This is a genomic window from Ethanoligenens sp. (assembly GCF_047718355.1).
Classification (GTDB): Bacteria; Bacillota; Clostridia; order Oscillospirales; family Ethanoligenentaceae; genus Ethanoligenens.
Genome location: NZ_JBDNLG010000008.1, coordinates 1 through 21,812 on the forward strand (window position 1 = coordinate 1; position 21,812 = coordinate 21,812).

The following is a 21,812-nucleotide window of genomic DNA, read 5'->3' on the forward strand; positions in this document are numbered from 1 at the left end:
CGAAGATACTTGGAGGGCAGCTTCCTGGGAAAATAGGTCGGTGCCGACACAAACAAAAGCGAAACAGTTAGTAATAACTGTTTCGCTTTTGTTTGTGCATATAAAAATAAATATAAGATATGGTGAGACCTTGACAATACAGTGAGAGCGGGTATGATGTAGAAGTAGAAATGATATGATGGTTATGATTTGCCTGTGAAACACACAGGCAAACGCGAAAAAGGCAAACATTTGATCATATAAATTGAGTTGTCATTTTGATGTGGCCACTGTTTATTGAACAGTGGGTGATTGGAGGGTTCGTCCTATGTGTGGCATTGTGGGATATGTAGGAGAAAAAGATTCAGCAGAGGTTTTGCTTGATGAGCTTGGAAAATTGGAATACCGTGGGTATGACTCGGCGGGTGTTGCCATTTTTGAGCAGGGTAAAATCAAAGTTGTTAAAGCGAAGGGTCACCTTTCCGCGTTAAAGGGCAAATTAAAGAAAGAAGGAACACCGCAAGGGGTATGTGGCATCGGCCATACGCGCTGGGCAACACATGGCAGTCCCTCTGATGTAAATGCACATCCTCATTCTGCAAAAAAAGTGACTATTGTACATAACGGGATTATTGAAAATTATCTGCACTTGAAAGAGATGCTCAAAACAAAGGGCTACACGTTTGTTTCGGATACCGATACGGAAGTCATGGCCAAGTTGATTGATTTTTGCTATCATGGCGATCCGGTAAAAGCCATCGCAGAGGCGCTGGGTCACACATGTGGTTCTTATGCGTTGGGGATGCTTTTTACGGATTTCCCAGAGCGCATCTATGCAGTGCGCAAAGATAGTCCGCTTATTGTGGGAGCTGGTAAAGGTGAGAATTTTATTGCATCTGATATTCCGGCAATTCTGAAATACACACGCGACTACTATTTGTTGGGTGAAAATGAGATTGCAGAAATCACGATGAAGGGCATTACGTTCCATTCACTCTCCGGTGAGATAGTCGAGAAAGAGAAACAAACAGCGACATTCGATATTGCCGCTGCCGAAAAGGGCGGATTCGCGCATTTTATGCTCAAAGAGATCTACGAGCAGCCGAAGGCATTGCGTGCCACAATCAATCCACGCATTCTCAATGGTCTGCCTTCTCTGGGGTGCGGCAATTTGTCCCATGTGGAGCGCGTGCACGTCGTTGCGTGTGGAACTGCCATGCACGCGGGTTTGGCGGGACGTGCTGTAATAGAAAAGTTTGCAAGGATACCGGTCGATGTGCATATTGCCTCTGAATTTCGCTATGGCGACCCCATTATTGGGAAAAACGATTTGGTTGTTATGATATCGCAATCTGGAGAAACGGCGGACACGCTTGCGGCGCTGCGCTTGGCAAAACAGAAAGGTATTCGGACCTTGGCGGTTGTCAATGTGGTGGGGTCTTCTATTGCACGTGAAGCTGACTGCGTGCTGTATACTTGGGCAGGACCGGAAATTGCGGTGGCTTCCACGAAAGCGTATTCCGTGCAGTTGGCAATGCTTGATTTGCTGGCCGTGCAGCTAGCCGTTGATCATGACCGGCTCAGCACACAGGAGGCACGTCTGCTCTGCGCCGATTTGCAAAAGCTGCCCGACGCAGTAGAAGAAGCGCTCAAATTGGACGCGCAATGCAAAGCGGCGGCGGAGGCATATGCCAAAGCGGACATGGCGTTTTTCATCGGGCGTGGTGTAGACTATCCGTCGTGCATGGAGGGCGCGCTCAAACTCAAAGAGGTTTCTTATGTGGAAAGCGAAGCCTATGCGGCCGGCGAGCTTAAACATGGTACAATCTCGCTGATTGTAGAGCATACGCCGGTGATTGCGCTGGCAACACAAAGCAACCTGTTTGGAAAGACTGTGAGCAATATTAGAGAAGTAAAAGCGCGCGGCGCCGAGGTTTTGTTGCTTTGCCGAAAAGGGAAGGATGTGACAGCGGATGTGGCCGACCATGTGATGGCCCTGCCCGAGGTTTCGGAATGGTTCATGCCGTCGTTGTCTGTGGTGCCGCTTCAGCTGTTTGCTTATCACATGGCTAAAGAACGCGGGTGCGACATTGACCAGCCGCGCAACCTTGCCAAATCAGTCACTGTGGAATAAAGCCGGCATCTCATTCATATAGGATGTCATTGGTTCGCCAAAAAGCCCCCGTACAGGAGTGTTTCCTGCGCGGGGGCTTTTTGGTGGTTGGTCAGTCTGCGATATCTAAATACCGATAAACTGCACGCAATCCTTCTTTGATAATGCGCTCTTGATCGATTTTATTTTCATAAAATGCAACCCGATCGATAAAGGCGTCAATCATTTCATAGAGTACAATCGCTGCCGCCTCAATATCGTGCACATGAAATAAATCGGTGGATTGCCGCATGAGACGGAGCAAAGTATCTTGAATTTGTTCCTTGTTTTGATCCAAGTGGAACTGTATTTCTGCGTCGCTGTGGTATAGGGCGGTCATTTCCAGAAAAAAGTTCTTATATTTAATGTGGATATCAATCATCTGAACAAAATAAGAACGGAAATATTCTTGAAAATCAATAAAGGAATGCTGCAATTTCTTTTGAAACATGTTTGTTAAGGTGCCAAATTCCTGCTGACATCGTCCCAGTAATTCCATGAAAATCATGTGTTTGTCGGTAAAATACGAATACAGGCAACCCGTGGATACCTGTGCGCGCTCCGCAATTTCCGGTGTGCTGGTGCGATAATAGCCTTTTTCGCAAAATAAAGCGTATGCGGCGGAAAGAATGCGCTCTTTTTTCTCAATGCTCCGCTTTTGACGGGGCATACGAATGGCGTTGCTGCCGGGCATAGAGATCCCTCCCTTGGCCTTATTATAAAAGCAAACAAAGAAGAAGTCAATAACACGAATAATCCTGTTTGTTTTTGTATTGACAAAAAGTTTGATAAGGCGTACAATCTCAACTGAAGAACATGAATAATACTTCGTGTATGAGAGGGAGAATATCATATGGATCAGGTAAGGATTAAATCCGCAGAACAAAGCAAAGGCGGTATACGAAAGATACTGGGATTTGCAGCGCTGATTATCGCAACCTTTATGGGGGTGATTGATGGGACAATCGTCAATATCGCGCTGCCGGATATCACGACCTATTTTCACACATCCCTGAGCGATACGGCATGGATTACCACCATTTACATCATGGCTCTGGCGGTCTTTATGATTACGGCATCCAAGCTTGCGGACCAATTTGGCCGGAAAAAGATGATGCTGATTGGCTTGGTGATATTCGGGGTGGCGTCGGCGCTGTGCGGTGTTTCTAATTCGTTGATGTCACTCATCGCCTTGCGCCTGTTTCAAGGGTTAGGCGGCGCAATTATCACGCCGGTAGTTATTCCTATGGTAATCGAACTGTTTGGAAAATCCAAAATGGCGTCGATGGCCAGCGTGATCGGGGCTGTCACTGGTTTAGCGGCGGCGGGAGGCCCTCCGTTGGGTGGTGTACTGATTCAATACGGTGGATGGCGCACCATCTTTTTTGTGAATGTGCCGTTTGCTGTTCTGGCATTCCTGCTGGTTGCTGCTTGCACCGATGAATCTTATGACCACACGGTTTCCAAGAAAGTAGATGTGTGGGGCATCTTGTTGTTAAGTGCCGCGATTTTCCTACTGTCGTTTGCGCTGCTGAAAGGCAACGATTACGGATGGCAATCCGTCGGCATAATCGGGATGTTCATTGGCGCCGCTGCGAGTACGGTTTTGTTTTTCGTTGTGGAACGAAACGTAAAAGCACCGATGATCGAGTTGGGTCTTTTTAAAGAGATGACGTTCACCATGTCCTCGGTATGCTATATGCTGACGGGGTTTGGGCTGGTCGGGTCCTCAATCATCTTTAACTATTTCTTACAGAATGTGCGGCAATACAAGGCGCTGGACGCAGCCTTTATTGTTATGTTTGCGTCGTTAACCGTCATTATTGCGATGCCGCTTGGCAGCCTGATCACCAGTAAATGGAGCGCCCGACCGGTCAACTTTTTAGGTGTGCTGCTGATGGGCGTCGGTTGTTTTCTGCTTTCGCGCGTCGGTATCCATACCGCCAAGCATGTGATGATTGCAGATATGGTCGTGGCTGGGGTTGGTATGGGATTTGCCTGCCAGACCATTGTATCGTCTATTAAGCATCTGCCGCATGAAAAAAGTGGATTTGGTTCAGGGATCGTGAACGCCGCCAGACAGATTGGCACCTGTATTGGCATTGCCTTGCTGGTTAGTTTGCTGGATACAAATGTGGCAAATGCAAAGACCGACCTCAAGCATGACGCGCTGCTGGATATTGATCGGATGTCTATTTCCGATTCCGTAAAAACGGTTGCAAAAAAGGATTTGCAGGACATCTTCCAAACTTCGGATACCGATAAACTGAAAACCCTGCAAACAAAACTAGAAACCGACGTGAAAAGCGCTGTGATCGCGCAGGCCGCACATCCGGACGCCGCGCTTCTGCGTCAGGCGAAGTCTCCTGCGGATGCACAGCTGTTGGTAAAGGCACAGTTACTCAAAGAGAGCGACAGCTTCCGGCAAGTCATGACGCGCGTCAACAACGAGAGAGATGACAAAATGGTAGGGGCTTTCCGCAATGTGCTTGGCATTGCGGCGATCATTTTGATGGTTACGTCTGTTTTTGGTTTGTTTACAGACCGCAAAACCCAAAAGATAACGGTGCAATAAGAATCACCTCATCAACAAAAAAGCGCACGGAACGCGTCTGCGTCCGTGCGCTTTTTGTTAGATGCCCAAATGAGCCGTATGCGTCCCGCCGTCCAATGGAATGGCGGAGGACGTTGTTCCATCTACCGTCAGGCCGCGTTCGCCTTCCTTTTCCACGTGCAGGGTGATATCACTCCCGTGCAAGTGCAGATGAGCGGAGAATCCATCCCAATCTGACGGCAGGGAAGGCGTAATAAGCAGTTCATGGGCGTGGATGTGCAGACCGAGCAGCTGCTCCAACACCACGCGGTAATACCAGCCCGCCGCGCCCGTGTATAAGCTCCAGCCACCGCGTCCTTCAATGGCAGGATTGGATGCAATATCGCCGGCCATCGCATATGGCTCCAGACGATAACGGTTGGCTTGTGCCGCATCGGTCGCGCGGTTGATGGGATTGAACCATTGTAAAATACGCCATGCGTCATCCGGGCGTCCGTCAGCCAGCAGGCCCGATGCCGCCCAGACCGCGCTGTGGGTATATTGTCCGCCGTTTTCCCGAATGCCCGGCGGGTAGGAGCGGATATAACCGGGATTGTGCGCGCCATGGTCAAACGGAGGCGTGAACAGTTTGACCAATTGCAGGCGGCCGTCTGCCAGATACTCCAGCATGGAGTCCAGTGCCTGCCGCCTCCTGTTCGCATCCGGCATCCCCGCAAGGGCGGCGAACGCCTGCGGCAGAATGTCGATACGGCATTCATCGCAGTCTTTACCGCCCAGTGGCGAACCGTCGTCGTAAAACCCACGCAGATACCATGCGCCGTCCCAGCAGTGCGCGTCTACCGCTTCACGCAAGGCGCGCGCCCGGTCTGCGTAAGCCTCTGCCCGCGCGTCGTCGTGCATACCACGGCAAATGGGGGTAAACCGGTCAAGCACATGCACGAGGAACAAGGCCAGCCAGACGCTTTCCCCTTTGCCGCCCGCGCCAACCAGATTCATGCCGTCGTTCCAGTCACCCGCACCAAACAGCGGCAGCCCGTGCTCTCCAGACGTGGAGGCGCGTTCGATGGCGCGCACACAATGTCCATAGACGGTATCTTGTTCGTCAGAGCGGTTGGGGGCGAAATAGCGGTCGCTTTCCGCGGGCTCCAGTTCCGGTCCGTCCAGATAGTGTATCATGGTGGTCAGAATAGAGTCGTCTCCCGTTTTCTCCAAATAGTCGCAGACGGTGAGCGGCAGCCAAAGCAAATCGTCTGAAATACGGGTGCGCACCCCGCGTGCACCACCGTCGCGCGGGGGCAGTTGGTGCCACCAATGCATGACATCACCCGCACGGAACTGGTGTGCGGCACAGCGATAAATATGCGATTTTACCAATTGCGGGTCCAGCAAAAGCGCCGCGCCGCAGTCCTGTAGCTGGTCGCGAAAGCCCCATGCACCGCCGCATTGGTAGAAGCCGGTGCGGCCCAGAATGCGGGACGAGAGAAATTGCCGCCGCAGCACGGACAGCAAATAGTTGAGCGGTTTGTCCGGCGTTTCCACTTCGATGGTATCGTCCGTATAGGGCAGTTGTCCCCGATAGACTGGCCGTTTTTCAGCAAGAGTTCCCGAGGATACATTGTTTTTGTCAGGCGGTGCATCCGCTATGTCGGTTTGGAGCGAAACAGGTGCGAGTGGAGCGGCGGCTTCCATCCGTGCGGAAACCGTCACCGGGACGGGCTGGGGGATGGGTTCCCCGAGAGCAGGCTCTGCGGACGCACTTTGCGGCCATTGCAATGCAAGACGTGCCATTTGCAGGGCGGCGTGTTCATTCGCGCTCCACCCCAGTGTAAAGAGCAGCGTTTTGTGTTCCCCCGGAGCCAGTTCGCCATGCTGTATCAGTGTTGCACACGGGTCGGGAGAATCTTCCTCCTTTCCTGCCCAATCGCCGGAAAGAAATGCCGCGCGTCCGGTCAGCAAAGTGCTTTCTCCCTGCGCCGCCAAAAAACCATTGCCGGTAATCACTGCCCACGGATTGGTCAGCAGCACGGCGTCCGCCTCCCGCCGAACCGACAAATAGCGGCGTACGCCCAGATGCACCCCGCAGACTGGTTCGGTGTAATAGGCTGCTTCATACGGCAATGTCTGTCCTGCCGTGTTGTGCAGTTCCACTGTCAGAACCTTTGCCATGAGATTGCCCGGTACCCGCACATGCACCGTACAGGCAATCTGCGCGGCTTCACAGGCATAACGCGCTTCGCCGTTGGTAAAGGTGACACGCGCATTGGCACAGAGGTCATAAATCCGCCGTCCCATACGCAGCAGGAGCAGTTCGCCGCGGTTGTCACTCACAGGGTCATTCAGCCAGGGGGTCAGTTTGTTTTCGTGTGCGTTGATTGCCCAGGTATAACCCAACGCGCGGTCAGAGACCAGTGTGCCGAAGGTACGGTTGGCAAGGATGTGGCACCACGGCGCGGGCGGCCGTTCTTTCCCGTGCGGGATACAGATGTCACTGTTGATGAACCCACCCGCATAAAACGGAAATGTCCATGCTTCGCCATCTGCCGGTTTGGGCGCGAGCAGTTCCGCGGCGGTGTATGGCAGGAACGTGGGTTTGGCGGACGGGTGCGCGATATGGCAGGCCACCGCACGCAGCAGGAGATGAATTTCCTCAGGGTGGTGGTTCAGGTTGATGGGATGCACGCCGCCGCGTGCGCCGATGAGGTAGTCGCTGCCACAGGCCTTTAAGATGGCATTGATTCCATCAGCCTGTGAGCGGGCGTAGTCGCCGCCCTCTCGATAGGTGATGACCAGATCGCAGGCAATGCCTTGCAGGCGCAGAACCCGGTGGGTGCGCACGTAAGCATCAAGCTGTTCGTTTGCGCCGTCAAATGGGAACAGGATGAGCGGCAGGTCGCCCGAAACGCCTACGCTCCACAAACCCGGCTGCCCCATGCGGTTCTGTGACTTCGCTTCCGCACGATGATCGCCGTCGCCCACCGGAAACAGAATTTGCGGCAGGATAAGTGCGGCAAGCCGGGACTCGATGCCGCTGCCGTTTTTCCCTGCCGCGCCGCGCAGAATGCCGTGGAATCCCTCGCGCCGCGCTTCGATCAGGCGGGCTTCGGCCTCCTCTTCGGTGTTGGCGGCGACCAGCAGCAGTGTGACGCTTTTTTTACCGTGCGCGGGTACCGGCAGGCGCAGGCGCAGGGCGGCAGATGCGTCCGGCACCGCGCCTGTTTTGTGTGAGAAAGGCACGTCAAACGCGCCCGGCAGGGAGGTGATACCATCCGGTCGTGTCAGCAATGCCGTGCGGTCCAGTTCAAAGGTAAACGGCACGTCCAGCTCCGCGAAGCCAATAGCGAGAAACGCGGGCAGTTCATTTCCGCGCGGGCGGCGAGCAAACAACAGAACGCGCGTGTCCTCTCGATAGGCCGCGCGCAGAAACAACCGGGAGAAAGCCGGATGGGCGGCCTCGTCCGCTGTCTTGGCGAGCAGCGGTTCCAGATAAATGAGCAGGTCGGCACGGATCGTGTGGGCGGAAAAATTGGACAGTTCCAGCTTACGCGCTTCACAAGGTGCCTGCCCGTGCAGGCAGACGTGCATGGTAAGCCCCCAGAACGCGCCCTCTACGGTATAAAGCGCTCCGTCCGGCAAAAACGCGGCGGTGCGCTTGACCGTGCTCTTTTGCACATAGAACGGCGCGGCGGTTGCGCTCAAAGTTTCCTTGCCTGCCCGTGCCAACACAAAAATACCGGTGGGCCGGCGCAGCAGATCGTCACATCGTTTGGTGAGATCGATCCCCCGAAACAGGGAAAAGGATGCCCCGCAGTCTGTCAGAACCAGCGTGTATTCGCCGTTGGCGATGGTATGGACACGCGGCGTGGCGGGGCTGACTTGCTCGAATTCCTCCCGCACGAATGGCCCGCGCCCGGGCTTGTCGGGAACCTCCCGGCGAGGGATATCGTTAAATACCACCGCACCGGATGGGATTTTCTCCTGCAACAAATCCTGTGCGGCGCGCATACTGCTGTTGCGTAAAAAACGCTCCTGCATCACGCCGCCGAGCAGCGCGTTGGCGCAGGCGACCATGCTCATCCCCACATGATGTGCCATATAACTTTTGACGATGGCGCTGCGTCCATTGGTACGCGTTGCAGTAAAGTCGATTGCCTCAAAAAAACCGCAGCGCCCGTACATACCCAGCTTTTCCAGATGTTCAAGGTTGCGCAGGCTGTCCTGCACATCAAATGGCAGCGCGAGGAATGTGGAGTAAGGTGAAACGACCAGGTCGTTGTCCATCCCGCGTTTGAGCGCCAGTTTTTGCACGCCGTGCGCTTCATATTGATAGTGGAGAGCCGCGTCAAACGCATAGAATCCGCTTTCAGAGATTCCCCACGGCACACCGTGCTTTCGCACGCGGCGCTTCTGGCAGAAGAGAACGAATTTCAGCGTTTCGGCGGAAAGGGAATCCTCATAGACCGGCAGCAGCAGATGCGGCATCAGGTATTCAAACATCGTGCCTGTCCAGGATACCGGGCCGGTGTACCCGTTCTGCCGGGTGAGGGTGCGCCCCAGCGTTCCCCAGTGGCGTTTGGGCACAATGCGTTTGGCTACGGCATAATAGCTGGCAAGCCGCGCTTCACTCATCAGCAGATCATAGTAGATATCGCTTAGTTTGTTTTCTTCCAAATCGTACCCGATGTGGAACAGCTTGCGGCGCTTGTTGTAAAGCGCTGCCAGATCGGTGTCATCCATCAGTCGGCGGATGCGCGCACGCAGCGGGGTGAACGGCGCTTCGGCGGCATAATCGCTCAGTCCCTCGTAGAGCGCCGTCAGGCAGCAGAGCAGATTGCCGCTGTCTACTGTGGAGATATACGCCGGGTGCAATGGTGCAAGCGTGCGGGTGTCGTACCAATTATAAAGATGCCCGTTCCATTTTTGCAGTCGCTCCATGGTGGATATGACGCCGTCCACACGGTGCAATAAAGTTTCCCCGTCGATCAACCCAAGATCCCGTGCCGCCAGTGTGGCGAGCAGGCCCAGCCCAATATTGGTGGGCGAAGTGCGATGCGCAATGGCGTGCACCGGGGCCTCCTGAACATTGTCGGGCGGCAGAAAATGTTCGTTTGCCCCCGCAAAATCTTCATAGTAGCGCCACATGGCCGCCGTATAAGAGCGCAGTGCCTCTTTGTCTGCCGGGCGCAGGCTGTCGTCAGCCGGGCGTGCGGAGCGTCCGGAAAGCCAGGCAATCAATGGTGTGACAATGAAAAACGCACCCGCGATACGCGCGGCGGGCGAGGGAGCGTTGAACAGAAAAAGCAGTCCGACTGCCATGGCGGGCCAGAAATGCCAGAAACCCGCACTGTGGTCGGTGCGAGCCTCGGTTTCCGCAGAGGTCGTCCATGCCAGCAGCCCTTTGCCGGTGTGTCGGCGATGGAGCGCACGGCAGATGGCATCGAGTGCCGTCCATGCATGGGCAGGTAGGAACAAATAGCCGAGAGCACCCTGTGCCAGTGCATTGACCGCCTGCGGCATCACTTTGCAGTGATACTTCCGTGAGAGCATGGAAGGTCCGCCTGCCAGCACGGTCAGCAGAGCATTCCACAATCCCGCGCCCGCTACCGATAGCACCGCGGCCGTGATGAGTAGCAGCGCAAGCGGAAGTGGAGAGAACGCTGCCAGAACCAGACAGACGAAAGCCAGCACCGGTGTGAGTGAGCGGCGCAGATTATCCCACAATTTAAAACGGCATAACCCATCCAACGGGGAATTGCGCCGCGTTCCGTCCGCGGAGGGAATGCGGCGGTGGAGAAAGTCGATGTTCTGCCAATCACCGCGTATCCAGCGGTGCAGGCGGGAAAACCAGGCGTCCGGCTGGGCGGGAAAACCATCGGTGAGTTCTACGTCGGACAGAAACCCGGCGCGCAGAAAACAACCTTCAAGGATGTCATGGCTGAGGATGCGGTTTTCCGGCAGTGCGCCGCCCGCCAGTTGATAGAACGCATCAACATGGATGAGTCCTTTTCCCGCGAAAATGCCTTCCCCAAACAGATCCTGATAAATATCTCCCGCCGCATTGTCATAAGCCGTCACACCGCCGCACCCTGCCATCACGCGGGAGAATGCGGTGCTGCCCGCCGATTCCAAATCGACGCCGATGCGCGGTGCGAGGATGCCGTATCCCCGTGTGACGGTTCCGCGTGCGGCATCGATTTCCGGTGCGTTGAGCGGGTGCATGGCCACGGAAACCATTTCCGCCGCGCTGTCCATAACCAGGCCGGTGTCGGCATCCAGTGCGATCAGGTATTTGACCTGCCGGACACGCGCCAAATCGCCTTCCACCGTTACGATGGACGTTTTTTCACCTTTGATGAAGCGCACCAGTTCAAGGATAGCGCCGCGTTTCCGTTCCCACCCTGTGAAATTTCCTTGGGTTTCGCAAAAACGGCGCGTGCGCAGAAATAGGCAAAAATGCCGTCCGTATTTCTGATTGAGTTTGGCAATTGCACGCATGGCGGAAGTGATGACCGCCTTATCCTCCGGACGTTCGGGCAGGCGCGCTTCTTTCAGGTCGGCCAGAATGCCGAACTGGATATTGCCACGTCCGTTGGCCATGTAAAACTGTTCAAGTTTGCGCATGAACGGGCCAATCTTTTGTGTGGAGGAAAGCAGAACGGATACCACGGCGAGTGTTCCCGCGTTTTCGGGAATCACACCGTCCAATTCAAGGCGCGGCATCTGCGTGACCGGTACGCCTTTCATAAAGAAATAGTCCAGGATGGGGCGGAGCGCTTCCCAAAGGGGAAGATAGATCGGCAGAGCCGCCCACAAAGCCCCCATCCAAGAGGACAGGGCAAGGGACAGTGCGAGCGGTGCAATCCACAGGGCAGCCAGATAGACTTTGCCCCTCGTATGTGGACGTGGGCAATCCAGCTCCTGTTCCAAAATGTAGTAGCCGACGTGACGGGTACGGGGCGAATCGCCGCTTTGCGCCAACGAGATCGCCAGTTCCGCCACCTTGCCTTCCGACATCCCGCGCTTTCGTGCAATCTTGGCCAAACGGGCGCGATAGCAGGCACGGGAGCGTTCGTCCATTTGCGGATAAATGCCAGCCGGGTCGGTGTTTAGGATGCGTTCAATGCTGCTTTGCTGTTCCACAATTTCGGAAAAATCGAACGTGGTTAGAAAATGCAGCGTGCGCACCGCATCAGACAGGATTGTCTCATCCGCCTCCTCTTTGTCTGGTTTTGAACAGGTCTGCGCGGCGCGATGGATAAGCGCTGTGCGCAGGAACAGCGGGAACGCCGCCAGTTCCGCGCTTTCCAGTTCGCGCGTTTCCCCAAGTGTCGTTAGAAACACGGTGATGGCGGTGGTGTCAATCTGCCCGCTGGCTGCCTCACAGAACCGTGCGGCATACCGATAAACGAGGGGAACGCGCGCGCCGTCGCAGGGCAGTGTTTCGGTCTCCTCTAAGGCACGGATGACCAATCGCCCTTCGCGTTCAAAGATATAGTAGTTATCAAACAGCCATTCGGATGCGCCGTTGACGGTCGTTCGCCCATAGACCAATTCCTTGTAGGCCGCGCGGATGCAAGCCAAGTCGGCGTGCAGACTTTTGCGCACCACTCCCGCTTTTGTCTGTCCCTGCGGTACGGTGCTTTCCACTGCTTCTTTTGCCGCCTGCTGCACAGCCTGTCTGGTGGTATCCTCCATGTTGTCCTCCCTCGCTTTGGCTTAGAATCAACCATATTTTGCCCAGATACAGGAAAAGCATACATCTTGTTCGAGAAGGGTGCGTGGTGACACGCCGCCGGTATCCTCTGGCTGCACTTAAACAAAAGCAGGCTGTGTCCGCAGTTTACTTTCTTATTTTATTGTGCTAAACTGTGAGCATTGAATCAAATCGTCCCATCGCGAGGAGGGGTTTGCGTGAACAGCAAGATTCAGAACGAACATTTGGATTATTTGTTCAAAACGATTCTGTCATTGGAAAATATCGAAGAATGCTATAATTTTTTTGAGGACCTCTGCACCGTAGCGGAGATTAAGGCGATGGCGCAGCGCCTGCATGTGGCGAAAATGCTGCGTGACCGCCATATTTACAGCGATATTGTGGCAAGCACCGGTGCAAGCACCGCGACCATCAGCCGCGTCAACCGCTGTTTGCATTATGGGAGCGAGGGCTATAGCACTGTGCTGGAAAGGCTCGAAAAGCAATGAGCGCATACGATGTGCTGGGCAGGTATTATGACCTGCTGATGCAGGAAGTGGATTATGAGGCGCGCGCCGACTATTTGCTGACGGTCATGGAGCGGCATGGCGTGAAACCGGGCACGGTACTCGATCTCGCTTGCGGAACCGGTTGCCTGAGCGCGGCGTTGGCACGACGTGGCTGTGAGGTGGTCGGAGTGGATGCGTCGGAGCAAATGCTCGCATTGGCGGCGGAGAAGGCCGATGGGCTGCCGAAGGGCAGACTGTTGTTCCTTTGGCAGGAGATGGGCGAACTCGACCTTTACGGAACAGTGAATGCGGCAATTTGCACGTTGGATGGTATCAACCATCTGCTTACGGAAGACGATGTCCGTCAGGCTTTTGAACGGGTGTCTTTGTTTCTGGAGCCAGGCGGCGTGTTTGTGTTTGATGTGAATACGCCGTACAAGTTTGCGAACATATTGGGCAACAATACATTTGTCTACGATTATGATGAGATCTATTGCGTGTGGCAGAATGCTTTCAACAGGGAAAGCGGTGTCTGTGAATTTTTGCTGACGTTTTTTGAACCGGAGGGGGCGCTCTACCGGCGACAGGAGGAAGTGTTTGCTGAACGTGCATATGCGGATGACCGGCTGCGCGCGCTGCTGTCGGATGCCGGTATGACCCCATTGGCGTGTTATGCTGATTTGTCGTTCGATGTGCCGGGCAAAACGGAACAGCGTGCGGTCTATGTGGCGCGAAAGGACTAAGGGCATGGGAAAATTGATTCGGGCAATTACCGGAGATGGTACAATTGTCGCATATGCATTGGATGCCACGGATATGGTGCAGAGAGCAGTGGATATCCATCAGACATCCGCGGTGGTTACTGCGGCGCTGGGACGCCTGCTCACCGCTGCGTCCATGATGGGCGTGATGCTTAAAGGAAAAGACGATAGCATTACCCTGCGGGTAAAAGCCGATGGTCCCGCAGGCACCTTGCTTGCCGTATCGGACAGTGAAGGAAACACAAAAGGTTATGTGGAAAATCCGGTGGTGGAGATTCCGCTCAACACGGCAGGCAAGCTGGACGTGGGAGCGGCAGTCGGGCATCACGGCACGCTGCAAGTGCTCAAAGACCTTAATCTCAAAGAACCGTATGTGGGGCATACACCCATCGTTTCGGGTGAGATTGCAGAGGATATCACACAATATCTGGCTACCAGTGAGCAGGTGCCGTCCGTCTGCGCATTGGGTGTGCTGGTCAATCCCGATTTGAGTGTGCGTGTGGCGGGAGGCTTTATTATTCAATTGCTGCCGTTTGCCGATGAGGCAGCGATTGAAAAACTGGAGCAGAATATCAAGCACGTCCCGGCTGTTACGACTGCGATGGACGCGGGACAGACGCCGGAAGACTTGGTACGGCAGGCGCTGGACGGGTTCTCTGTGGAGATACTGGATGAACGCACGGCCGGCTATGTCTGTGATTGCTCGCGGGAGCGGGTGGAAAACGCGCTGCGCAGCATGGGTGAAACAGAACTGCGCGCCATGATTGCAGAGCAGGGCGGCGCGGAAGTGGTGTGTCATTTCTGTGGGCAGAAATACCAGTTCAATGTACCGGAACTAAAAGGGCTGATTACACCAAAGTAAGCTCCTTCTTGACGGATAACCCGTGTTGTATTATAATGGATATATTGGATAGTAGGGAATGAAGTGCTCCCACGGCTTTTGCCGGAACTGCCGAATCAGGCTGATGACTTCTGCAATGACACATTGCGGAGTTATCGGCTTTTTTGCGCGAAAAGTACTTATTTGGAAGCAACTGTGTACGGAACATATGGAGGGGTGCGGAGAAGATGGATAAATGGGCAAAACGTATTCGCCTGCTGTTGTTGACAGCGGTGACAGGCATTGTAATGGGAGTCGTGTCCATGCTGTTTCTCAGGTCACTGGGTTTTGTGACCAACTTGCGGCAACGTCAGCCGCTGTTTATTGCGCTGCTGCCATTGGTTGGCTTTGGTACGGTGTTCCTTTACACGCGGTTTGGGAAAAACGCACAGAAAGGCAATAACCTTATTATTGAAAGTGTGCATCAAAGCACGCATGTACCGCTGCGAATGGGGCTGTTCACCTTTGTTTGCACAATCTTGACGCACTTGGCAGGCGGTTCTGCCGGACGAGAGGGCACGGCGGTCCAGATTGGCGGCACGGTCGCCAACGTGTTGGGCGACCGCTTTCGGTTAAACCACAGCAACAGGCGCATTCTTGTCATGGCAGGTATTAGTGCGGGGTTTGGTTCGGTTTTTGGGGTGCCGCTTGCAGGCGCATTTTTTGGGATGGAAATGTGCTTTGTCGGCAGCCTTGGCTATGAGGCACTGCTGCCTTGTTTCATTGCTTCGTTTACAGCTGATTATGTCACACGTGCGCTGGGAATTATCCATGCGGAACATGTCATTCACGCCGTTCCAGCCATCGGCTGGTATCCGGTTCTGATCGTTGTGCTGGCATCGATCGTGTTTGGTGTGTTGGGCAGGCTTTTTGCCGTCGGTATTCGGGCGCTCAAATTGTTTTATGCCCGTCTGGTCAGTCGTCCTCTTCTGCGGGTGTTGGTTGGCAGCGCGGTGGTGCTGGTGGTGATGTTGGGTCTGCGCGCCGTCGCGTTTGCCGGGCTGAGCGATTGGATGATCGGTTCGGGATTTGCCGGCAAGGTGCATTGGTACGATCCGCTGTTAAAGCTGCTGCTTACAGTGCTGACACTGGGAGCGGGATTCCAGGGGGGAGAAGTTACTCCGTTGTTCGATATCGGCGCGTCTATGGGTGGCTGGATTGGGCAGGTGGCCCATGTATCACCGTCGTTGCTTGCGGCGACGGGGATGATCGCGGTGTTTGGCTGTGCCGCGAATACCCCGCTCGCTACTTTAATGATCGGGTTTGAGATGTTTGGCGTCGGGGCGCTGCCGTATGAGGTCATTGCAGTGTTTGTCAGCTACTATGTGTCCGGCTATTCGGGGATTTACGGCGCACAACGGATTACCATCGGGGTACACGACACGGTGGGAAAACGGCATGAAAGAACGCTCGATGCGGTCGGTAATCAAAGCCTGACAGGTCATCTGATTGGTAAATTAGCTGAAAAAATAAAAAGCCGATGAAAAGTTTTCCTTTCATCGGCTTGGCAAAGCATATCGGATTGTAAGAGCAGTTTATTCAATTAAAAGTGGATCAAACTTGAGCTGATCGGCGGATATGAGCTGATAGGTGATGCCGCCGTGCAAGCCCTCTACTGCGTATCGTCTGGCGCGCCCATGTAGATGCCCATAATAGCAGCGCGTCACTCCGTGCGCCGCCAGCACGTCGGTGATTTCGGTGCAGGCAAAGTCTCTGTAGATTGGCGGGTAGTGCAGAAATACGATGGGAGGAAGCTGCTGCTTTTCCGCTTCGCACAACGACGTGTTTAACCGCCCGGCTTCACGCAGCAACACTTTTTTGTCGCCCTCGCTGTCATAGAACCAGCCGCGCGTGCCGCAAATGCAGCGCCCTTCCACGGGGCAGGCGCTGTTATGTACGAACGTTAAACTGGTAAAGCTGTTGCGCGCAAGGAATGCACGCATCTTAGCCATGGTGGACCACCAGTAATCGTGGTTGCCTTTCATCAGCACTTTGCGGCCGGGCAACGCTTGCAAAAAAGCAAAATCCCGCACAGTGTCCTCCAGCGACATTGCCCACGAGATGTCGCCGGGAATAACAACGGTGTCTTCCGGTTGAACGCGTGCGCGCCAGTTTGCTTCCAGCCGCTCTACATAGTTCTTCCAGCCTTCAAAAATATCCATGGGTTTTTTGGCGCCGAGCGAGAGGTGCAGGTCGGCAATGGCGTATAAAGACATGACATCCCCCTTCAATACAGCGCTCAATTGCGTTAAAAATAAAAAAGTGCTTTTATTTTTCTGTGGCGCGGGTACACTATCTATACGAAAGGTGGTGAATCAACCATGGAACAGAGAAAAATTATTCCCGGCATCCACTGTGAAGTGTCCAACTGCGCATATAACGACAAGCGCGCCAACTGCTATGCCAACGAGATCGAAGTCGGTCCCCATCAGGCACAGAAAAAAGATGATACGGTCTGTTCGACTTTCCGTCAAGGCGAACATCAATAACTCAAAGATTATGGTTCCTGACCGCGGGGATTTTCCCCGTGGTTACATAGAATATGCAATTTTTAAGCCAGATCCAGTGCCGCAAAAATGGTATCCTGCATTGCTTCTGCATCACAAACGCCTTGAAACCGCACAGGTTTTTGGAACAACGCAGCAATCTGCTTAGGCGGTTTGGAGAGCATGAGTTTAGAGAGTTCCTCCACCAGGACGCGCTGGTCGGTCTGTGTGGTCTGTTCGCCCCGAATCGCGTTTACCACATCGCCCGCAAATTTGTAAGGGCTGGCGGTCGAGGCGATGATGGTCTTGGTTTCGTCACCGCTCTTCTCGCGGTACTGTTGATAAACGTTCAGCGCGACTGCGGTATGTGGGTCGGACACGCACGCATTGCGTTCGTAAACGTCTTTGATGGTGGCGCGGGTGCCCGCGTCATCGCAGTATCCAGCCCAGAAATGCTCGGCAATGCTTTTTTTGATGGAGTCATCTACTTCATACCGGCCTGTTTTGGACAGGCTGTCCATGTAGTCACGCACACGGCCATCGTCACAGGCGGAGAGATCGTATAGCAGACGCTCCAGATTGCTGGAAATCAGAATATCCATTGACGGGGAAATGGTGGTATAGAACGGACGGTTCCGGTCATAAATGCCAGTCTGTAAAAATTCCGTTAATACATTGTTCGCATTGGATGCACAGATGAGCTTGTTGATAGGAATGCCCATCTTTTTTGCATAGTATGCCGCAAGGATGTTGCCGAAATTGCCGGTGGGTACCACAATATTGATATGTTCGCCCGCGGAGATGCGGTTGTTTTTAATCAGATCACAGTATGAGGAAACGTAATAAACGATCTGCGGTACCAGACGCCCCCAGTTGATGGAGTTGGCGCTGGAAAATACCATGTTGTGTGCGGCCAGTTTTTCTTTGACAGCGGCATCTGTGAACACAGCTTTCACGCCCGCTTGTGCGTCGTCAAAATTGCCGTGGATGGCGCTTACAAATACATTTTCGCCCTCTTGAGTCAGCATCTGCATCTTCTGCATGGGACTGACGCCTTGTTCCGGGTAGAAAACCAGAATACGGGTACCGGGCACATCACGAAAACCTTCCAAGGCGGCTTTGCCCGTATCTCCCGATGTGGCGACCAAAATGACCACCGTTTTGCCCGGATTGGCCTTTTTGGTTGACACGCTCAGCAGATGCGGCAGCAGTTGGAGCGCCATATCCTTAAATGCGCAGGTAGGGCCGTGCCATAGTTCCAGCAAGTAGACGCCGGGGTTGAGTTCGTAGAGCGGCGCGATGCTTTCCGTCTCAAATTTTTCTCGCGTATAGGCACGGGAAACGCAGTCCAGCACTTCACCGGGTGTAAAGTCGCCAAGGAAACGGCTTAGAATGTCGTTGGCACGTGCAACATAGTCCGAATCCGTCAGGATCTGTAAGTCTGTGTAAGACAGCCAAGGCATGGTTTCCGGCACAAACAGACCGCCGTCCTCCGAAATGCCGCGACTGATGGCCACCGAGGCGCTGACGGTGACATCGTTATTTCTGGTGCTTTTATAATTCATCATGTTATCCCCCAAATGGGTTGTTTTTTGTGAACAGAATGTCCGTATATAGACATGCTCGTTATCTTATAGTATATAGTAGTACATCTTAAAAAAACTGTCAAAGGAAAGCTTGGTTTTGCAAAGCTTTTGTGCGGCTAATAACCGGACGGCGCGGAAAAGGCATTGGGAAGGTGACGGATGGTACAACGGGAGAAATCACCGTCTGTGCCGGAAATCACTTCGATCACATCGAAGCGTGGCTGCAATGGGGTCGGATGGGCGGTGAGATACAGCAGCGCGGTTTTGACGATGCGCGCCTGCTTGCGGATATCCACCGCCTCACGCGGGAGAAAACGGGCGTTTTCCGCACGGGTTTTGACTTCCACGAAGGCGAGGTAGGCCTTGTTTGACGCAATGATGTCGATTTCTCCAAATCGCGTGCGGACATTCGCCCCCACAATGGCGTAACCATTACGCCGCAGATAGGCAGCAGCTGTGCGCTCGCCCAGCGCGCCGATGTCACGCGCCTGCATATTGCCTGCGCTTTTCCTCAAGGTTGCGCAGAAAATATAAGCGGTGGACGGGAGAGGGTCCATACTGCAAAATGGCTTCATAATGTGCCCGTGTGGGATATCCCTTGTGCTTGGCGAAACCGTATTGTGGGTATTTGGCGTCCAGTTCCAGCATGTAGCGGTCTCGGCTGACTTTGGCAAGGATGGAGGCCGCCGCGATACAGGCGCATTGCGCGTCGCCCCCTACCACGCAGGTGGTGGGGATGGAGAGATTGGGGTCTCGGTTGCCGTCCACCAATGCCGCCTGTGCGGGTACTTGCAGTGCGCTGACTGCTCGCCGCATAGCCAGCAGGCTGGCACCGAGGATGTTGTGCGCGGCGATCTCCTGCTCATCGGCGCTTGCCACCGCATAGGCCAATGCTTGCTCGGTAATGCAAGCGAAAAGTGCTTCGCGCTTTTTTTCACTCAGCTTTTTGGAATCGTTTACTCCATCGATTACCCGATCATGCGGGAGGATTACCGCAGCTGCAAAGACCGGCCCTGCCAGTGGGCCTCGTCCAGCTTCATCCACGCCGCAGACCTGCCCGAGCCCCTGCGCATACAGTGCGTGTTCATATGTCAGCCAATCCATTGTCAGTCCTCCGGCCATTCGAGCGTGATTTGCCCCAGTTTGCCGGCACGGTATTCTTCCAGGACTTTATCAGCAGCTCGCTGTGTGTCGGCTTCCCCGCCGGAAATGAGAAAACCGCGTCCGCGCGCGACGGATTCCAGCAGGGCATACCCTTCTGCCGGCAGTTTACCTTTGCATTTGAACCGGGTGGTCAGTGTTTCGGCGTAATGCGGAGCAAGCAGCTCAAGCAGGCGTGCTGCCAGTTCCTCGGTATCCAGCACGGTGTCCTTCACCGAGCCGATAAACGCCAGTTTTTCACCGACAGCCTTGTCCTCAAATTTGGGCCAAAGTACACCGGGCGTGTCCAGCAACTCCACGCCGCCGTGCAAAGTGACCCATTGCCGCCCACGGGTCACGCCGGGGCGGTTTTCCGCTTTAGCACGGCGCGCACCGGCCATCTTATTGATAAAAGTGGATTTCCCCACATTGGGGATGCCCACCACCAACGAGCGTATTGGGCGGTTCATGTCCTTTTCCGCATTGCGCGCGATTTTGTCCCGCAGCACGTCTTTTAAAAGGGGCAGAAACCCATTTATGCCGGTGCCGCTCTTGCAATCTACGGCAAGAGCGCGTATGCCCTGTGCCTGAAAATATGCCACCCAGTCGGCAGTTGCCTGGGAATCGGCTAAATCCGATTTGGTGAGCAGCAAAATGCGCGGTTTTCCGGCGCAGAGGGTATCCAGTTCCGGATTCCGGCTGCTCTGCGGCACCCGTGCGTCGGCCAATTCGGTCACGCAATCCACCAAAGACAGGCATTCCCCGATCATTCGGCGTGTTTTCGCCATATGTCCGGGGAACCACTGCACGGTCTGCATATCTGCCATTGTTTCCTCCATCCAGGAACGGGAAGACGGTGTCCGCCGTTCCGCTCATCGCACGGCGATGTCCGCCGTTTGCAGCACGCCGGTGTTGGGGAACAGGCGCAGTATGGCGTGCCCGAGCACGTTGCGTACATCTACCATGCCGATGGCGCCGCTGCGGCTGTCATAAGAGTTGTTGCGGTTGTCACCCATTACAAAAACGTGACCGGCCGGAACCGTTGCGGGCATGGAAACGGGTGCAATCCCTGCAAACGCGGTCGGTTCGCGGATATATGGTTCTTTAAGTGCATGACCGTCTACCGTAACCACGTGGGTCTGGTAATTGATATCCACGGTTTGACCGGCTGTAGCAATGACGCGCTTGATAATCGGCTGTTTTTCCACCTTGGTGTAAAGGACAACGATATCGCCGGCATGGGGTGTGTATCCTAATTCCAGCAAAATCAGATGGTCACCGTTCTGTAGAGTATTCATCATAGAGGGTCCGTCCACACTTACCGTGCGAAAGACAAATGTAAATAAAAAGATGATGAAAAAAACAGTGCCTGCCAACGTGCCAATCCAATCGTAGCATTCCCGCAGGAGATTGCCCGGCTGTACAGCTGAAGTTTGTTCCATGTTTATGATTGCCTCCCGTTGCCCTACCGCGCCAATGTCCCCACTTTGGACAACGGAAACAGGCGAAATATCGCATGACCAACGATATTTCGGTCATCGATCATACCAATAGCGCTGTACCGGCTGTCATAAGAGTTATTGCGGTTGTCGCCCATGACGAAGATATGGCCGGGCGGCACTTTAACCGGAAAAGAAACGTCGCCGCGTTCGCTTGTCGGCTCACGGATATAATGTTCTGTCAGCGCGATGCCGTTCACGTAGACTTTATGTGTCTCAAAATCGATGTTGACCGTTTGCCCGCCTATGGCGATAACCCGCTTGACAATGGGACCATCTTTTACAGCGCTGGAGGAAAGCACCACGATGTCTCCGGGTTTGGGGGTGTATCCGATATGGGATAAGATCAGTCGGTCGCCCGCGTGCAGGGTATTCTGCATGGAAATATTGACAACGCTTACCGTGCGGAATACAAAAGTGAAGAAAAGCAGGACAACAGCCAGCGCGAATACGATAGAGCTGACATATTCATACAGCTCATATCTTGCAGGGATGCGTTCGGCTGTGGTCGCGGTTGTATCTGCCATATTATTTCGCCTGCCTTGTCGGGAATAGATGTCTGTCTGACCAATCGTT

At 54.2% G+C, this 21,812-nt stretch carries 16 protein-coding genes and 1 riboswitch; of the genes, 7 read left to right on the forward strand and 9 right to left on the reverse strand.

The window, feature by feature from the left end; translation table 11 throughout:
- Positions 1-307 precede the first annotated feature (307 nt).
- Positions 308-2,113, forward strand: coding sequence for a glutamine--fructose-6-phosphate transaminase (isomerizing) (glmS, locus tag ABF463_RS02155; RefSeq protein WP_415531894.1), 1,806 nt, complete (start codon positions 308-310; stop codon positions 2,111-2,113).
- Between the two features lie 91 nt (positions 2,114-2,204).
- Here the strand turns inward: glmS and ABF463_RS02160 are convergent, their stop codons facing one another.
- Entirely contained in the window at positions 2,205-2,825 is a 621-nt protein-coding gene (locus ABF463_RS02160) for a TetR/AcrR family transcriptional regulator (protein WP_415531895.1), read from the reverse strand.
- Positions 2,826-2,984: 159 nt separating this feature from the next.
- Here ABF463_RS02160 and ABF463_RS02165 point away from each other — a divergent pair, with 159 nt between their 5' ends.
- On the forward strand, positions 2,985-4,706 hold the full coding sequence (locus ABF463_RS02165) for an MFS transporter (RefSeq protein ID WP_415531896.1): 1,722 nt from the start codon (positions 2,985-2,987) through the stop codon (positions 4,704-4,706).
- Positions 4,707-4,763: 57 nt separating this feature from the next.
- On the opposite strand, the gene ABF463_RS02170 is transcribed toward ABF463_RS02165, so the two are convergent.
- Positions 4,764-12,377, reverse strand: coding sequence for a GH36-type glycosyl hydrolase domain-containing protein (locus ABF463_RS02170; protein WP_415531897.1), 7,614 nt, complete (start codon positions 12,375-12,377; stop codon positions 4,764-4,766).
- A 216-nt stretch (positions 12,378-12,593) separates the two neighbouring features.
- On the opposite strand from ABF463_RS02170, the gene ABF463_RS02175 reads away from it, so the two are divergent.
- The 4 genes from ABF463_RS02175 to ABF463_RS02190 all read left to right on the forward strand — a co-directional run bounded on the left by ABF463_RS02175 (position 12,594) and on the right by ABF463_RS02190 (position 16,009).
- Positions 12,594-12,884: a YerC/YecD family TrpR-related protein gene (locus ABF463_RS02175; RefSeq protein ID WP_415531898.1), complete on the forward strand. Its 291-nt coding sequence runs from the start codon at positions 12,594-12,596 to the stop codon at positions 12,882-12,884.
- Positions 12,881-13,627, forward strand: coding sequence for a class I SAM-dependent DNA methyltransferase (locus tag ABF463_RS02180; RefSeq protein ID WP_415531899.1), 747 nt, complete (start codon positions 12,881-12,883; stop codon positions 13,625-13,627). Before ABF463_RS02175 ends, ABF463_RS02180 begins: the two co-directional genes overlap by 4 nt.
- A 4-nt stretch (positions 13,628-13,631) precedes the next feature.
- Positions 13,632-14,507 carry an Hsp33 family molecular chaperone HslO gene (gene hslO, locus ABF463_RS02185; RefSeq protein ID WP_415531900.1) on the forward strand — a complete coding sequence of 292 codons (876 nt, stop codon included), beginning with the start codon at positions 13,632-13,634 and terminating at the stop codon, positions 14,505-14,507.
- A 45-nt stretch (positions 14,508-14,552) separates the two neighbouring features.
- A riboswitch (Fluoride riboswitch) is annotated at positions 14,553-14,627 on the forward strand.
- A gap of 86 nt (positions 14,628-14,713) precedes the next feature.
- Positions 14,714-16,009, forward strand: a complete 1,296-nt coding sequence (locus tag ABF463_RS02190) for a chloride channel protein (RefSeq protein WP_415531901.1) — start codon at positions 14,714-14,716, stop codon at positions 16,007-16,009.
- Between the two features lie 51 nt (positions 16,010-16,060).
- On the opposite strand, the gene ABF463_RS02195 is transcribed toward ABF463_RS02190, so the two are convergent.
- Positions 16,061-16,741 (reverse strand): metallophosphoesterase, encoded by a 681-nt coding sequence (locus ABF463_RS02195; protein ID WP_415531902.1) that lies wholly within the window; start codon positions 16,739-16,741, stop codon positions 16,061-16,063.
- A 105-nt stretch (positions 16,742-16,846) separates the two neighbouring features.
- On the opposite strand from ABF463_RS02195, the gene ABF463_RS02200 reads away from it, so the two are divergent.
- Positions 16,847-17,014 (forward strand): DUF1540 domain-containing protein, encoded by a 168-nt coding sequence (locus ABF463_RS02200; RefSeq protein ID WP_415531903.1) that lies wholly within the window; start codon positions 16,847-16,849, stop codon positions 17,012-17,014.
- A 62-nt stretch (positions 17,015-17,076) separates the two neighbouring features.
- On the opposite strand, the gene thrC is transcribed toward ABF463_RS02200, so the two are convergent.
- The 6 genes from thrC to lepB (ABF463_RS02230) all read right to left on the reverse strand — a co-directional run bounded on the left by thrC (position 17,077) and on the right by lepB (ABF463_RS02230) (position 21,763).
- Complete coding sequence (gene thrC, locus ABF463_RS02205; RefSeq protein WP_415531935.1) at positions 17,077-18,576, reverse strand: threonine synthase; 1,500 nt, start codon at positions 18,574-18,576, stop codon at positions 17,077-17,079.
- Positions 18,577-18,713: 137 nt separating this feature from the next.
- Positions 18,714-19,091: a YraN family protein gene (locus ABF463_RS02210; protein ID WP_415531904.1), complete on the reverse strand. Its 378-nt coding sequence runs from the start codon at positions 19,089-19,091 to the stop codon at positions 18,714-18,716.
- Positions 19,078-19,701, reverse strand: coding sequence for a ribonuclease HII (rnhB, locus tag ABF463_RS02215; RefSeq protein WP_415531905.1), 624 nt, complete (start codon positions 19,699-19,701; stop codon positions 19,078-19,080). The genes ABF463_RS02210 and rnhB overlap by 14 nt, the downstream gene beginning before the upstream one ends.
- Positions 19,702-19,703: 2 nt before the next feature.
- Positions 19,704-20,564 carry a ribosome biogenesis GTPase YlqF gene (gene ylqF / locus ABF463_RS02220; RefSeq protein ID WP_415531907.1) on the reverse strand — a complete coding sequence of 287 codons (861 nt, stop codon included), beginning with the start codon at positions 20,562-20,564 and terminating at the stop codon, positions 19,704-19,706.
- 45 nt (positions 20,565-20,609) lie between these two features.
- Positions 20,610-21,179 carry a signal peptidase I gene (lepB, locus tag ABF463_RS02225; RefSeq protein ID WP_415531908.1) on the reverse strand — a complete coding sequence of 190 codons (570 nt, stop codon included), beginning with the start codon at positions 21,177-21,179 and terminating at the stop codon, positions 20,610-20,612.
- 23 nt (positions 21,180-21,202) lie between these two features.
- Entirely contained in the window at positions 21,203-21,763 is a 561-nt protein-coding gene (gene lepB, locus ABF463_RS02230) for a signal peptidase I (RefSeq protein WP_415531909.1), read from the reverse strand.
- Positions 21,764-21,812: the final 49 nt, after the last annotated feature.